The following is a 15570-nucleotide window of genomic DNA, read 5'->3' as shown; positions in this document are numbered from 1 at the left end:
CATCGCTTAGTACAATTGAAATTTTAGCATAATTGGAATATAAACTTAAAAGTAATAACGTTTTATTTGTTTTCTGACTGCTCCAATCAAAATTATAGGGCTACATAACTTTTTTCAATTGTTATATATAATCTATAACCTTATGAACTTCAAAAAGTTCACTTTCATTTATAAATTGATTAAGTAAATGAATATGTCCTGCACCGTATAAAACAAAAATTCTTTCAGCATCTGACTCGATTAGTTCAACTATGTTCTTATAGATAAGTAAATTTCTATAATACCAATATTTAGCTGTCCACATAGCACCCACTGGATTGCTTTTATTACCCATAAGAGCAAAATTCATATAAAATTTTTGGTTTGCCTTATTGAAATCATTATGATTCAAATATAGTAAGAAATCTCTAATTGAATGGCTACGTAAAAAATCTTCTGTTTTTGCAATTGTATTTTCCAATTCTTTTGCAATGTCATTATACTTTTCTGAAGCGTGCTCTTTAGTCCATAATTCGATATCAGGAATATCCGGCTCAGAGTTATTCCAATCAACACAAAATACTTCTTTGTGATTCATTTCTTTTGCTAGTCGAAAACCAATTTGATGATATTCATTTCTAGTTAATTCGTATTCTCCTAGTAAAAAGTCATTATAAGTTTTATTTGTATATACATGATCATCTGGTAAGATTTCTAATGCAATCTTTGTTGGTTCAAACTTCTTTAAAGAATCAACTACTCCTTTAATTTCTAATTGTTTATGTTCACTCAGAATATCATCTGTTTTTATTTTAAATAAATCTCCATTATCAGGATTATTTAAATGTGCAGTTCCTAGAACAAGAATACTCGGTTTGGCCATTGTTATTTGCCCTCAATTCTATTTACTTAAATAGATTCTACTAAATTCTACAATTTTCCTTTTCTAACATAAAATCGTTAACCATACTGACAATAGGTCAACAAAAAAAATCGACTAAACAGCCGATTAGATTCTAAAATAATTCAATTTTTTCTTAATTATATTTAACTGGTCAATTCCTCTATTTTTTCATTGCACTTATAACAGGTTGGGCACCTTTTTCAGAAATAATGGTTACAAGTAAACTAGTAACCATATCGGCTTTTTGACTGTCTGTTGCGGTTAATAATCCTTTTTCTTCGAGCATTTTTAAAGCATCTTCTACCATACCGACTGCGCCTTCTACAATTTCTCTTTTAGCTTGAACAACTGCTTTCGCTTGTTGTCTTTGTAACATACTACTTGCTATCTCAGGTGCATAAGCAAGATGACTTAATCGTGCTTCATGAACTTTTACTCCACTTTTTTGAAGCCGTTCCTGTAGCTCAATTTGTAATTCATCAGCTATCTCTTCTGCATTCCCTCTTAAAGAAAATTCATCTTTATTTGTTGTGTCATAAGCGTACTTCGTTGCAATATGACGGATTGCTGTTTCGCTTTGAATCATTACAAATTTTTGATAATCTGTAACTTCAAACATGGCTTTTTCAACATCAACTACACTGTATACTACAACTGCAGCAATCTCAATCGGATTCCCGTCGATATCATTAACTTTCAATACATCGCTATTGAAGTTAACAGCTTTTAGATTAACTTTTGATTTACTTGTAAATGGAATCGTACAATAGAATCCATCTTCATAGATTGTCCCTAAATATTTCCCCATAAATACCATAGCAACTGCTACATTAGGTTGATTAATGACAAATCCAGTTGAAATCAAACAGACGAATAAAAATGAAGCAATTATGAAAAATAGATTATCACTAGCTAATGAAGTAACTGCGCTAATTAGTAATAATAATATTATTAATGCCAAAACGATGTAACCGTTAATTCGAAATGCTTCTTTTTTCATATTTTTCTCCTCTTCTGAAGTAAATAACTTCGCTAAATTAATTATTCATTTATCCCTAAAGTAGAAATTTATTAAAAGGATATTTAACCTTATTAAAAGATTAATCAATTAAAATTAAACTACGGCCATAAAAGTTTTTTTAACCATCTATCTCCTTCAAAGCAATATTTTAATCGTATATGCCTTCGATTTTCATCAGCCTGCCAAAACTCCACTTCTTTTGCAGCTACTCGATACAAAGTCCACGATGGAAACACTAAATTTGGATTTTGTTGTAAAATTTCAATTTGTTTATTTAGCGCCTCATCGAACTCAGAATGCACCTTTAAAATTGAACTTTGTTTGCCAATCAACGCTACTGATCGCGCTACGGTACCTCTGGCTAAAAAGTCTTGGGTACTTAATTCTTTTTCCATTTTTATTGCTCTACCACGTATTCTGACTTGTCTACCAATTAGTGACCAATAAAAAGCATAGCAACATTGGGATTAAAATCGATCTGTTTACCTTTTTCACTTTGTGAACTTGTTGCAAAATACCACCCGTCTTGATCCACATCTTTAATAATTAATACCCTAGCATCAGGAAACCCATTATGATCTGTTGTTGAAAGAGTCATTGAGTGTGGTTCAAGTACACCATTATCAACTGCTTCTTGGAACCATTCTAAAAAAAGCTCATTTGGATATTCTGACGCAGTGTTAATATTAAACTCAGGAAAGGGGCCATTAAGTGTTTTACTTGTTCTTAACACTTTCCTAGTGTCGTCCATCTAATTCCTCCAAATAATAAATCAAATAGTATAATTAAGACATTCTCCATTTATTTTAACTAACCTGCTAGAATTTAAAAAGGAGCCGATTAACAGCTCCCAGTTCTTATGTATGGCTTAAATAATGATTATTTTTATAAATTTTATAATTTATTGAGTTACTTTTCCTACTTGATCTACATTCAAACCAAGGTGATTTCTAATTGCTGATGAAATATCTTCTACGCTTTTTGGTTCAGCCACATAATAATAGATTCCATTAATTTTTTCATTTTCACCTTCATAATTTAATGGCTCAATATGAGAAGTTATATCTTTTGGCAAACTACTATATAATGAAAGCGCATCTCTGATTCCTATATTTGTATGAATGTTTTTACTGAACTCTTTAGCATATGTATCAGTTTTTAAAATCGACTTTGGGGATTTTAATTCTTTTATAATTGCGGTAAGAACCTGTCTTTGTCGTTCTTGTCGCCCGAAATCATTGTTAATATCTCGCTTTCTCATACGTGAATATGCAAGTGCCTCTAAACCATTTAAGTGTTGTTCCCCTTTAGTAAAATAGATCTTTTTTCTTGGTTTAGTATCAGTGTTTTCCCAAAAATCGAAAGGAACATTGACATTCACTCCACCAACTTCATCGACTATATTTTTAAATCCATCAAAATTTACAGTTACATAATAATCAATTGGAACTTTCAAGAAATTTTCAACAGTTTGGATCGTAGTTTGAATTCCTCCTCGAGCATATGCACCATTAATTTTGGAAGTAACATTAAAATTAGCGATATTTACATATGTATCTCTTGGGATACTTAAAGTTTTAAACGATTTATCTTTAGGATTATATGTTACAAGGATAATCGCATCAGTTCGTCCATTAACTCCTTTTGTAGCATAATCTTCAAGTCCTAAAAATAGAATAGACACCGGATCTTTTTGGATTTCAACTTTAGTAGTTCTAAGTTTTGATTCAATTTCAACACCATTAGTCATCTTATGTAATTCAGAATAAGTAACGAATCCTTTGTACCCAATAACTATACAAAGAACAATAATAAATAATAAGGAAAGATACTTTAGCAGTCTTTTCTTTTTAGTTTTTTTGTAGTTTTTTGGTTTTTCCATTTTACTTTCTCCTTATGTTCTACAAATTAGATTAAATTGCATTAATTAGCCCAAAGATTATCTAGCAAAATTATACAATATTTTTAAGAAAATTTCCTATATTTTAAATATTCCGCTACAATACCGATTTAATAAATCTGCCATTTAAGTAAATAAGAAATTAAATGGAAAATAAAAAACAAATCGGATGATGGGCAATTATACATGCTGCCCATCATCCGATTAAGATTAAATATAAATATCAATATTGTTTATACCATCATGTAAATGCGGAATTAGATCATCCAACTGAATGACAAACCCACCTTCACGGTATCGATTCCCCGTTCTTTCAAAATCTACTAACTTATTATTTATTACTACCTTTTTCTCAACTTGATCATTTATAAAATAATTAAAGGTTATTTTATAGCCATCTATTTCAAATTCAAATTGGAGACCATTTAGTTCATTAGGGAGCACTGGATCAATCACTAAATTCTTATCAAAACGGCGAATACCTAAGCTATTAGAAATTAGTTGATTTAAATAAATGCCAGGTCCGCTAGAATAAATTCGCCAACCACCTTTAACAGCAACTGTTCCATTTTTCAGACTTGTAAATTGTTCTTGCGCTTCATAACGATTATTAAATTTACCATCGGAACTACTAAAATAAGTATTACTTTGGCGGTATTCAGCATTTGGAACTACTTCTTTTAGATTAATAGGATTAATGACAGAAAGCGCGTGCCATACTTCATTTTCTTTCCCTAATTTTGCCATGGCTTCAATGAACCTGATATGTGCATGAACATATTGTAATCCGATTTCTCGTCCGAAGTTTGAAGCTTGCTCTGCACGTTTAAAGTTTTTACTCACTCCACCAGCATAAGTTGCAGGTTTATTCATAAGACGGACACCATCTGGATGCTGTAAATGCTCTTTAATAATTTCATAATGATAATTTGCTTCTTCTAATGTAAATAATTCTGCAATCATACTGCGCGTCATTGGCAATAATCGATATTGAATGCCAGTTTTTTGGTCTGATGGATGAATCATCATCTCTGCACTATTTGGATCCTCTAAATAGATAAAACCAGGAATCACTTCAGTATTTAATATAAATGTTTTAAAGTCCGCTGCGATTCCATTTACTAAATGAGTTATCTCTTCAAACTCTGTTTCATCAATTTCTTTTATAACAGCTGCGAACTGTTTTAATGTTTGGTACGTAAGAGCAACGGTCCAGCTACTTACCATATATTTTTTTAATTGGGCGTTTGCTGGCTGTAGCGTATCATCCCAATCCCCATCACCATATGAAGATAAGAACGTATCATGTAAGAAATGATCTTTTATATAGTTTATTTCTTTCTTTACATGTTCTAGTAAGCTAGTTTTTCTTTCAGTTAACCTAAATGAATCACGTTCGGTAAATGAAATTTCTTCATTTAAAATGCTAAAATCCTTCGTAGCTAGTAGATACTCACTCAATGCTTTTAATGGCCAAACAATGATATCTCCGTGGCTTTCACTAGCTTGAATACTAAAATATTTATCAAACATAAACCATTGTGGCCAATTTCCATCATCTTCATATTGATGAGAGAATACAGTCAGTAAGATCTGTCTTACTATTCCATATTTACCTGTAGCCATAAAGTATTCTGTTGGACCTTGGCAAACATCTCGTGTCCCCCAGGCCGCACCACCATATTGTTCTAATCCATGTGGTACTAGATAATGAATAAGCATATTGTGAGTATACCACCAAGTTAATGTGTTTAATTTACCTAATTCTGTTGGAATATTGTTATTTATTGAAAGTTTAAAACCATTCATTACATTATGATAGAAATTTCGGTACTTACTAATCTCCGCTTCTAGTTTTCGATCAGCTTGAATGAATTCTCCACCATTAATATGACCTTGTATTGTTATTGTAAATTCGTTCGTTTCTTCCAAATCTAGTACTACTAATGAAGCAGGTAAAGGCGCGGCACCATTAATGAGCATACGTTCATCAGTTACGACCATTTTTGCTCCTTCGAGATCCATATGGTAACAAAGATTTGGATAAGTATTCGCTACAAAACAAGATTCGTCTACATAGAACGATAATAATTGTCCTTCTTGTTTCATTCCAAATGGGACTTCATATTCATTTCCGTTCATTGTAATTTGATTTGTAACAATGAATCGATATTTTTTTCCACTTGCAGTTTGTGCATGTAGACGAATTTCTGGCAGTTCTGTTGTCGTGAAGTTTGAAATGATAAATAGTTCATCATCCGTTTTATAGTACCAACGTGCATAATTAAAACCCATTTCATACATCGATGGCATTGTGAGTAAATGGTATTGATCATCAATTTCAACATAAATACGCTGTCCAGACGTTTTCATTATGTTTAAACTATTTCTGGCATTTGACATCATTTTATTCATTGATGTATTACCTACTACAACTTGCGCATTAAATAATCCATACATATACGATGTTGACGTAATAATTTCTTCATTAATTTTTAAATTTTCGCCACTTAAAATAATATGACCATGTGATCTTTCTACTAATCTTTCTTTTTCCTTTAAAACGATGTGCTCATGTGTATCTGTAAAAAATGATAGTAATGTATCGTCTTCTAATTCTTCATGACATCGGTTTGGAAAGTATTGATCTATCTCTTCTTTACTCATTGATAATGTTTGAAGTGGAGTGCTAAGTTTTGGATTTTTACTTAATTTTTCAACTTCATCGAATTCATTCGAATTAATAACTTCATTCCAAGCCTCATAAATTTCATTCTTATATTCTAGCTCCGTTATAGAAGCTTCGTGATTTTCCTTTGATAAACCATAAAATACTAGATTTACTTTTTTATTTAATAGCATTTTCTCGGATTGCAATCCAATATAAGCAAATTCATACTGATATACTTCATTTGCAAGTGTTTCTGTAAATAGAGCTTCAGGTAAATCTGTTTCCTTATAAGATAATCCAAAAAATTGATATCCATCAGTAGAAAAACTTCTTACTTTAGAAAGTGATCCCAGTTGTAAGTACGGGAACTTTCCATCTTGTGGCTGATTTTGCCTTGAACATACAATGTATCCCATATCTTCAGTCTCAAATACTGCATGATCTATATACTGACTAACATAAGCCTCATTCGATTGGATCATCCCTCGATTAGCTAGTCCAATATCTTGACCGTAAATAACATCAAACTCAACTTGTGGACCTTCAAAGGATATATCCCAAAACCAAACTGATTGAGTTGTTAATGTGAAAATAACTGTATAGTCAATATTTGCTACCTTACCTTCCCAAATAACTTGAGTTTTGGAAAATTTAACTTTACTATTCGATTGAATTCCTAATAAAGGATATACTTCTATACCTTCCTGCGTAAAAATGCGTAAGTATAAATTGCTAAGTGCTCCATCAATCAGATTTGCTCGAAGTTGATTAATCATCGTTGTGCCATGTGTCAGTTCATACAAATCACCAGAGTTTAAAAATGTAACTGTTGTTTGACCAGAATTCAAATGATACTGATACTTTTCTTTATTTTTCAAATTAAGCATGTTGGATCCTCCTCTATTAGAACTAAACTTACTCATTTTATTACCATTTAGATTTTCGTATCTTCTTTCAGTAATTGAAATTTCGCAGTTAATACTTCAACACTATTTGTTCCAACAAATATTTCAAAAAAACCTTTATCACTTTCAAATTCTAAATTTGAATGATAGTAACGTAATTGTTCTTCTTTTAAAATAAACTTAACTTTCTTGGTTTCACCTGGTTCTAGCCTTACTTTCTGGAAGTCTTTTAATTCTTTTACAGGACGAACAACATCACCAGAAAGATCACGAATGTAAAGTTGTACAGTCTCATCACCTGCAATTTCCCCTGTATTCTTTACATTTATTGAAATTTCTATTGGATTTACTGTCGTCATGCATTCGGATGATAGATTCATCTCACTAAAGTAGAAGTTTGTGTAGCTTAATCCAAAGCCAAATGGTAAAAGCGGTTCATTAGGAATATCTAAATATTTAGAAACATAATGATCAGGACTAAACTCATTAAATGGGCGACCTGTATTAAATGAATTGTAATAGATTGGTATTTGACCAACTGAATATGGGAAAGACATTGTCAGTTTTCCTGAGGGGTTGACTTCTCCGAAAAGAATATTTGAAACTGCAACAGCCCCTTCAGTCCCTGGAAACCATGCTTCTAAAACAGCATCCGCTTCATCTAGCACCCCATGTAAATCAAGTGGACGACCATTAAATAAAACAACTACTAAAGGTTTATTTAATTTCTTAATATGCGAAATTAATTCTAACTGAGCTTTTGGCAATTGAATGTCTGAACGACAACAAGCTTCACCACTCATTGAAACGTATTCACCAACTGCTAACACAACAACATCCGAGTTTTCGGCAGCTTTTATCGCTTCGGTAATTTGATCTTCAGTAATTTCTTCAATATCACTACCTTTTGCAACCGTTAGATTTGGAGTTTTTAACTTCATTGCATCATATAAATGCACTGTATTTTCTACTTGCCCTTTCCATGACCAGGCACCTAACAAGTCACCACTTTGAGCGAGCGGGCCGATTAATGCAATTTTTTGATTAGCATCAAGAGGAAGAACTTTTTCATTTTTTAGTAAAACACAAGATTTTTCTGCTAGTTTTCTAGAGACCGTTCTATGATTTTCTGAAAGAATCACTTTTTTCTCTTTCTGAACATCCGCACCACGGTAAGGGTTTTCAAATAATCCTAGATTAGATTTTAGTTTTAATATTCGAAGTACCGCCTCATCAATTAAAGCTTCCTTTACTTCTCCGCTTTCTACTAAATTTTTTAATTCATGGACATAACAAGGAGTCATCATTTCTAAATCTACTCCAGCATGAATTGCCTTTAAAGCTGCTTCTGCTTCATCTTCAGCAACTCCATGAGGAATCATTTCTTTCACAGAACCCCAATCGGATATAAGTACTCCTTCAAAACCCCATTCGTTTCGAAGCACATCTCTCATTAGCCATTTATTCCCTGTAGCTGGAATGCCGTCAATCGTATTAAAGGAAGTCATCACCATCTCACAACCTTCATCCAATGCTGCTTTATAAGCTGGAAGATACGATTCTCGAAGTTGACGTTCCGACATATTTACAGTGTTATAATCTCGTCCACCTTCAGGAGCACCATATGCTGCAAAGTGCTTAACGCATGCTGCAACTCTTTCCAAATCATTCGTTAAGTCATTTCCCTGGAATCCACGCACAAAAGCTTTCGCAAACAAACTATTTAAATAAGGATCTTCACCAGTAGTCTCTAAAACGCGTCCCCATCTCGGATCGCGTACTAAATCAACCATCGGAGCAAAAGTAACATGAACACCTGAAACTGAAGCTTCCCTGGCAGCGACTTCTGCACTTTTTTCTGCCAATTCCATGTCCCATGAACATCCAATTGCTAATGGGATTGGGAAAATCGTTTTATATCCGTGGACAACATCTGCCATAAAAACTAAAGGAATTCCATGGCGATTGTTTTTTAAGTACTCTTCCTGAATTTTAATAGCATCCTTTGCACCAGATACGCCTAGTACAGAGCCACTATTATTAATAATATTTTCACTAATACCCATCTCTGCGAATGGCCCAGTAATTTCACCTGCTAATCCGTAATAGAAATTTCCTGCTAACTGCATTAATTGTGATATTTTTTCATCTAAAGTCATTTCTTTAATGATGGACTCCATTTGAGCAATATCCATTGTGATTTCCTCCCCGAATTCTTTTTAGTCAATTAAAATAGCATAAAAACACTTATCGAAACGTTTCACCTGATTATATTTAAAATTATATGCGTTTTCATATTGAGGGTCAACCAATTTCATCTATAAAATTAAATTCTTCTAATATTTCAAATTAGTCAGTGATTACTCTAAGAAAATAAAAAAAGTAAACAACATGGAACATTTAGCTCCACGTCATTTACTTTTTAATAAGTCTAATGATTAAATTTTTGGGGAAATTTAATCAATTATAAATAAATTCTCTCTTTTTTCTTACCTGAATCATATACAGCACAAATCATTTTTTGAGTCTTCATCGCTTCTTCACCAGTTATATGAATCTCACATTTATTTTCTAATGCTTCGTAGAAATTATTAATCTGTTTAACATGGCTTACACCCCAGTACCCTTTTGCTCCATTTCCGTAGTCAAAAGTTTCATTTGGGTTGTTATCAGCAGTAAACTCTCTACCATCATTTAAGGTAACAATACCACGGTCAGCGATCATTTTAGCAATGCCATTTTCACAATGAAGTTCAATCGTAACTGGTGCATCATAAGAATAATAATTTATTGTATGAAATGCTGTTACTACTCCATTTCTATATTTAATAACGCCTTCAGCACAATCCTCCACTTCAATGATTTCATGCGCTCGATTGCTTATCGTAGCGTCAACGTATTCAATCTCATCGTCAACAAACCAACGCATTAAATCCATCGTATGTATCGCCTGGTCGATGACTACACCGCCGCCTTCTTTTTCCCATGTACCTTTCCAATCACTTTTCAAATAGTACTCATCCGAACGGTCCCAAGTAACTGAAAGTTTTCCAGATTTCACTTTACCTAACGTACCATTTTGTAGCATTTCTTTAATTAATACCGATCCTGGATTATACCTATTTTGGAAAATGACACCTAATGCCACTCCATTGTTTTTAGCCGTTTCCACCATTTCTTGTGCATCAGAATAATGAATAGACATTGGCTTTTCAGTAAGAACATGTATTTTTCGTTTAGCCGCTTCGATTGCAACAGGTGCATGTAGATAATGCGGTAAACATATATGGATTACATCTAAATTTTCTTTCTCAAATAGTTCAAGATAATTCGTATAATAAGCACAATTGAATTGTTCAGCCTTCTCTTTTGCTCTTTCTTCCTTATTATCACAAACCGCAACCAATTCTACATTTTCTCTTATAAAAGCAGGTTGGGCGTGCATTAAGAAAATATTTCCGCAACCAATAATCGCAACTCTTAATTTCCTCATTTTTACACCAACTTTATTTGGAATGATTAGCTAACTATTAAGTCCACCACATTTGCGATGGTTCTTCATTTATCAATACAGTCTGTAAATTCCTAACGGCACGAGTAAATCCTTCTTCAATTGACATGATTGGATCTTCATGCTCTATACTAACGACATAATCATATCCAAAAGTACGAAGTGCACTCATCATATCTGACCACTCTTTTAAACTATGGCCACAACCTACAGAACGGAATGTCCACGCTCTAGTTTGAACTTCACCATATGGCTGCATATCGGTTAAACCATACATATTTACATTATCTTGATCGATATATGTATCCTTCGCATGGAAATGATGGATTGCATTTTCTTTACCAAGTATTTTAATAGCAGCTACCGGATCGATACCTTGCCACCAAAGATGGCTAGGATCTAAGTTCGCGCCAATCGCATCACATGTTTCATTGCGTAACTTTAATAATGTATAAGGTGTATGAACTAAAAATCCTCCATGGAGCTCTAACCCAATTTTTACTTGATGGTCTTTTGCAAATTTACCCATTTCTTTCCAATAAGGTATTAGCTTTTCTTCCCATTGCCAGTTCAGTACATCTCCATATTCATTTGGCCAAGCGGTTACAGGCCAACTCGGGTATTTAGCGCCTTCATGGTCACCACTTGTACCAGAAAAACAGTTTACAACTGGAACTTCTAATAGTGATGCCAGTTTAATCGTTTTAGCAAGAACATCATGAGATTCTTCCGCAAATGCTTTATCAGGTGAAATTGGGTTTCCGTGACAGCTAAACGCACTAATGATTAATCCACGTTTTTCAACTTTTTCAATATATTCTTTTCTAAGTTGCTCACTTTCTAATAATTCATCTAAAGGACAATGAGCATTACCAGGGTAACAGCCTGTTCCGATTTCTACAGCCTTTAATCCTGCGTCTGCAACTTTATCAAGCATTTCTTCAAACGATTTTTCTGCAAATAATACTGTGAATACGCCTAGTTTCATCGTTTTTTCTCCCCAATCTATTAAACTTTTAATGACTCAATTGGCTCATGATGTCCATATGAAGGATAATTTCGCTTTGATCTGTTTGCCCAACTTACGGCATTAGTAATGATTTTTTGAACCTCTTTTTGATGATATGTTGGATAAGTTTCATGGCCTGGTCTAAAGTAAAAAATTTTCCCGTTTCCTCTTTTAAAAGTACAGCCACTTCTAAATACTTCTCCACCTTTAAACCAACTTACAAGTACTAGTTCATCTGGTGTTGGTATATCAAAATGTTCACCATACATTTCTTCATGTTCAATCTCAATATATTCACCAATTCCCTCTACTATTGGATGAGTTGGATCTACAACCCAAAGTCTCTCGGTTTCCGCTGCTTCACGCCATTTTAAATCACAGCTAGTGCCCATTAACTTTTTGAAAATCTTCGAAAAATGTCCGGAATGAAGAACAATTAACCCCATGCCTTGCAATACTTTTTCATAAACTTTTTGAACAATTTCATCTTCTACTTCGTTATGAGCAAGATGCCCCCACCAAATTAATACATCCGTATTTTCTAACACTTCGTATGTTAAACCATGTTCAGGTTGTTCTAAAGTAGCAGTTAATGTGTCATATCCTGCTTCTTCTAAAAAACTCGCAATTGTTGAGTGTATACCGTTTGGATAAATACTTTTTACAACTGGATTTTTTTGTTCATGTCTATTTTCATTCCAAACCGTTACTTTTACCATATGACTCACCCATCTCGATAAATTTTCTTATTTTACTAGCAACTTAAGCTTCAGCTAAAATTTTCTTTAAGTTATTCAATCCGATTTCAACACTTACCAATTGCGGTTTCGTAAACGCTTCTTGCTCAACAATTAACCATTCGACTGAATTTAGCTTTGCTTGTTGTACAATGCCTTTTATATTCATGATTCCATTTCCTATTTCAGTACTTTCCTCTTTGGATTGAGCCATATCCTTCACATGAATTAATGGCGTTCTTCCCTTATACTTACTCATAAATTCAACGGCATCAACACCTGCAAATTCTAACCAATAAGCATCCAATTCTGCTTTTAAGAGATTACTTGGAACTGCGTTTAACAGAATATCGAGAATATATTCATTCTCTACAGCAACTAATTCATGAGCGTGATTGTGATAAACTAACGATAGTCCAGCTTCCGAAAGTTTCTTACCAGAATGTTGTAATTGTTCTGCAAATTCCTTCCATTCTTCTAAACTATTAAAATTTGCCCATGGACAAACTATATATTTATTTCCTAATTCTGTTTCAAAAGCGATTACATCATCAATTTGATGAAGGATCTGATCTGCACTTACATGAGCTCCGGCAGCTTTTAATCCTAACTTATTTAATACAGCTTTTATTTCAGATGCACTTTTACCATAATATCCAGCAAATTCAACACCGTCGTATCCCATTTTTGCTACTTTTTCTAATGTACCGAAAAAGTCTAATTCTGCGTCTTCTTTCACACTCCATAATTGTAGTGCAATTGGTAGAGTCATTTATTTCATCTCCAATTCTAATTAGTTAAAGAATACTGGTTTCTTTGATTTTGAAGATTCGTAGATTGCTTCTAAAATTTGAGTTACAACTAATGCTTGCTCAGGTTTAACAACCGGTTCCGTATCATTAATAATACAGTCAATCCATTGTCTTGCTTCCAGTACTTCAGCAGTATCTGTTGCGCCTTCATAAAAAGCTACGCCGCCCGTATGTATATCAACTTTTTTATCATATAGTCTTCCATAAGCTTCTCCATTAATTCGAAGGCCATCTTTCATATCAGCTCCACCTTCAGTTCCACAAAGCGTAGCTTGAGCTTCTCCAACTTCAAGAGTATTTAATGCCCAGCTTGATTCCAGGAAAACGGTTGCACCATTCTCCATCGTAACAAATCCAAAAGCAGAGTCTTCCACTTTAAACTCCTTTGGATCCCATGGTCCAAATGCATTCGCAGCATTTTCATTTTGCGATAATTCATGGTAAACGTTTCCAACAACAAATTTAGGTTTATAATTATCCATTAACCATAACGTTAAATCTAATGCATGTGTACCTATATCAATTAATGGACCTCCACCTTGTTCATCCTCATTTAAAAATACTCCCCAAGTTGGAACCGCTCTTCTTCTAATTGCGTGTGCTTTCGCAAAGTATATTTCACCTAATTCATTATTTTGGCAAACTTGACTTAAATACTGTGAATCGCTTCGAAAACGATTTTGATATCCAATCGTTAATTTTTTACCAGTGCGTTTTGAAGCTTCTACCATTGCTTTTGCTTCTGCAGAGGTTTTTGCCATCGGCTTTTCACACATGACATGTTTATCTGCTTCTAAAGAATCAATTGTAATAAAAGAATGAGATTTATTTGGTGTACAAACGTGCATGACATCAATCGATTGATCTTTTAATAATTCCTTATAATCTGTATAAGTTTTAGCTTCTTCAGTACCAAATTGCTTCTTCGCTTTAATAGCGCGTTCTTCAATAATGTCACAAAAAGCTACCATTTCTACATTATCTAATGCTGCTAAACTTGGCATATGTTTACCATTTGCAATTCCGCCACAACCGATAATTCCAACTTTTAATTTCATTATGAAAACCTCCAGAAATGTTATTTACATTTCCAGTTTATAGAAAAATTCCGTTCGAATCTTCCATACTCCTTGCCTAAAACTTCTCAAATATTGTCTTTTTTTTATATTGAGTCGGAGATAATCCAACCTCATTTTTAAATAATCTGTTAAACGTTTTCACATTCATGAAACCAACATTATACGCAATTTCAGTAATTGGCAGATCTTCATTAAATAAATACCATTGTGCTTTCGTAATTCTGTATTGATTAACAAAATGACAAAAAGTCGAACCTGTGTATTTTTTAAAAAACTTAGCAAAATACGTATTCGTAAACCCAATATAATTTGCAATATCATTTAGAGTAATGTCATTCATATAATTTTCTTCTATATAATGAAATATTTTTTCTAATTTTAATAAACTAGCTTTCTTATTAGGATAGTTCAGCTTATTGTTTTCTGTATGAGGGAGTTCGCGATAGATTAGTAGTAAAATATCATAAAGTCTAGCTCTAATCGCTAATTCATAACCTTCATTTTTAGTGATAAATTCACTCTCAAGTTCATTAAGATATATAATCATTTTCTGTTTAACTTCTTCATTCCAAAGTACACTAGATTTTTGAATGCAATTAAACAGTTCAATTAATTCTAAATTATGTTTCTTTAAAAACTGTACATCTTCGAAAATTGTAAAATCAAATTGCACGACTAATCTCATACTATTTGGTGAAGATAAAAAATAATGAATGTCTCCACTATTAATAATGTAAAATTCCCCTTCTTCTAAATGAAGCAATTCATCATTTACTCCAATTTTTAAAATACCTTTTTGAACATAAATAATTTCTACCTCTTTATGCCAATGATGACTGACTAAAGTAGCTCCGTCATTTGAAAATAAACAAAAAGGAAAATTCCGATCTAATCGTCGGATTTCAAGAGTAGCTCCCATATCTATTCCCCCAATACAACTATTAGTTCTTTTGTACTTTATTTTACATTAACACTAATTTTAATTTTTTTCCTAGATTTAACATCTTCATGCATTCGATTCATATTGCTATCCGGCAAAAAA

The 15570-nt window shown here is 33.0% G+C and carries 13 protein-coding genes; all 13 read right to left on the bottom strand.

Annotated elements, in window-relative coordinates; all coding sequences use genetic code 11:
* Positions 1-121 precede the first annotated feature (121 nt).
* Positions 122-862, bottom strand: coding sequence for a DUF5694 domain-containing protein (locus CN601_RS18870; RefSeq protein WP_098171941.1), 741 nt, complete (start codon positions 860-862; stop codon positions 122-124).
* Between the two features lie 181 nt (positions 863-1043).
* Entirely contained in the window at positions 1044-1883 is an 840-nt protein-coding gene (locus CN601_RS18865) for an SPFH domain-containing protein (protein ID WP_098171940.1), read from the bottom strand.
* 119 nt (positions 1884-2002) lie between these two features.
* Positions 2003-2299 (bottom strand): pyridoxine 5'-phosphate oxidase C-terminal domain-containing protein, encoded by a 297-nt coding sequence (locus CN601_RS27625; protein WP_257131748.1) that lies wholly within the window; start codon positions 2297-2299, stop codon positions 2003-2005.
* Positions 2300-2337: 38 nt separating this feature from the next.
* Positions 2338-2655: a pyridoxamine 5'-phosphate oxidase family protein gene (locus tag CN601_RS27620; RefSeq protein WP_257131747.1), complete on the bottom strand. Its 318-nt coding sequence runs from the start codon at positions 2653-2655 to the stop codon at positions 2338-2340.
* A 150-nt stretch (positions 2656-2805) separates the two neighbouring features.
* Positions 2806-3786 (bottom strand): LCP family protein, encoded by a 981-nt coding sequence (locus tag CN601_RS18855; RefSeq protein WP_098171939.1) that lies wholly within the window; start codon positions 3784-3786, stop codon positions 2806-2808.
* 228 nt (positions 3787-4014) lie between these two features.
* Positions 4015-7362, bottom strand: coding sequence for a GH36-type glycosyl hydrolase domain-containing protein (locus CN601_RS18850; RefSeq protein ID WP_098171938.1), 3348 nt, complete (start codon positions 7360-7362; stop codon positions 4015-4017).
* A gap of 47 nt (positions 7363-7409) precedes the next feature.
* A complete protein-coding gene (bglX, locus tag CN601_RS18845) occupies positions 7410-9575 on the bottom strand; it encodes a beta-glucosidase BglX (protein WP_098171937.1) in 2166 nt (721 codons plus the stop codon).
* Positions 9576-9844: 269 nt separating this feature from the next.
* Positions 9845-10873, bottom strand: coding sequence for a Gfo/Idh/MocA family protein (locus tag CN601_RS18840; protein WP_098171936.1), 1029 nt, complete (start codon positions 10871-10873; stop codon positions 9845-9847).
* Between the two features lie 37 nt (positions 10874-10910).
* Positions 10911-11879 carry a sugar phosphate isomerase/epimerase family protein gene (locus CN601_RS18835; RefSeq protein ID WP_098171935.1) on the bottom strand — a complete coding sequence of 323 codons (969 nt, stop codon included), beginning with the start codon at positions 11877-11879 and terminating at the stop codon, positions 10911-10913.
* Positions 11880-11899: 20 nt separating this feature from the next.
* On the bottom strand, positions 11900-12619 hold the full coding sequence (locus CN601_RS18830; protein ID WP_098171934.1) for a ThuA domain-containing protein: 720 nt from the start codon (positions 12617-12619) through the stop codon (positions 11900-11902).
* 43 nt (positions 12620-12662) lie between these two features.
* Positions 12663-13409 carry a sugar phosphate isomerase/epimerase family protein gene (locus CN601_RS18825; RefSeq protein WP_098171933.1) on the bottom strand — a complete coding sequence of 249 codons (747 nt, stop codon included), beginning with the start codon at positions 13407-13409 and terminating at the stop codon, positions 12663-12665.
* A 21-nt stretch (positions 13410-13430) separates the two neighbouring features.
* On the bottom strand, positions 13431-14507 hold the full coding sequence (locus tag CN601_RS18820; RefSeq protein ID WP_098171932.1) for a Gfo/Idh/MocA family protein: 1077 nt from the start codon (positions 14505-14507) through the stop codon (positions 13431-13433).
* Positions 14508-14583: 76 nt separating this feature from the next.
* Positions 14584-15447 carry a helix-turn-helix transcriptional regulator gene (locus tag CN601_RS18815; protein WP_098118474.1) on the bottom strand — a complete coding sequence of 288 codons (864 nt, stop codon included), beginning with the start codon at positions 15445-15447 and terminating at the stop codon, positions 14584-14586.
* Between the last annotated feature and the right edge of the window lie 123 nt (positions 15448-15570).

Source organism: Bacillus sp. AFS017336 (assembly GCF_002555445.1).
Taxonomy (GTDB): domain Bacteria; phylum Bacillota; class Bacilli; order Bacillales; family Bacillaceae_G; genus Gottfriedia.
The sequence above is the reverse complement of the archived record's forward strand: the minus strand, read 5'-3'. Positions and strand labels throughout refer to the sequence as shown.

Bases quoted from the DNA above. Each gene is read 5' to 3' on its own strand.
- CN601_RS18870 (WP_098171941.1), bottom strand. From the start codon at position 862: ATGGCCAAACCGAGTATTCTTGTTCTAGGAACTGCACATTTAAATAAT.
- CN601_RS18865 (WP_098171940.1), bottom strand. From the start codon at position 1,883: ATGAAAAAAGAAGCATTTCGAATTAACGGTTACATCGTTTTGGCATTA.
- CN601_RS27625 (WP_257131748.1), bottom strand. From the start codon at position 2,299: ATGGAAAAAGAATTAAGTACCCAAGACTTTTTAGCCAGAGGTACCGTA.
- CN601_RS27620 (WP_257131747.1), bottom strand. From the start codon at position 2,655: ATGGACGACACTAGGAAAGTGTTAAGAACAAGTAAAACACTTAATGGC.
- CN601_RS18855 (WP_098171939.1), bottom strand. From the start codon at position 3,786: ATGGAAAAACCAAAAAACTACAAAAAAACTAAAAAGAAAAGACTGCTA.
- CN601_RS18850 (WP_098171938.1), bottom strand. From the start codon at position 7,362: ATGCTTAATTTGAAAAATAAAGAAAAGTATCAGTATCATTTGAATTCT.
- bglX (WP_098171937.1), bottom strand. From the start codon at position 9,575: ATGGATATTGCTCAAATGGAGTCCATCATTAAAGAAATGACTTTAGAT.
- CN601_RS18840 (WP_098171936.1), bottom strand. From the start codon at position 10,873: ATGAGGAAATTAAGAGTTGCGATTATTGGTTGCGGAAATATTTTCTTA.
- CN601_RS18835 (WP_098171935.1), bottom strand. From the start codon at position 11,879: ATGAAACTAGGCGTATTCACAGTATTATTTGCAGAAAAATCGTTTGAA.
- CN601_RS18830 (WP_098171934.1), bottom strand. From the start codon at position 12,619: ATGGTAAAAGTAACGGTTTGGAATGAAAATAGACATGAACAAAAAAAT.
- CN601_RS18825 (WP_098171933.1), bottom strand. From the start codon at position 13,409: ATGACTCTACCAATTGCACTACAATTATGGAGTGTGAAAGAAGACGCA.
- CN601_RS18820 (WP_098171932.1), bottom strand. From the start codon at position 14,507: ATGAAATTAAAAGTTGGAATTATCGGTTGTGGCGGAATTGCAAATGGT.
- CN601_RS18815 (WP_098118474.1), bottom strand. From the start codon at position 15,447: ATGGGAGCTACTCTTGAAATCCGACGATTAGATCGGAATTTTCCTTTT.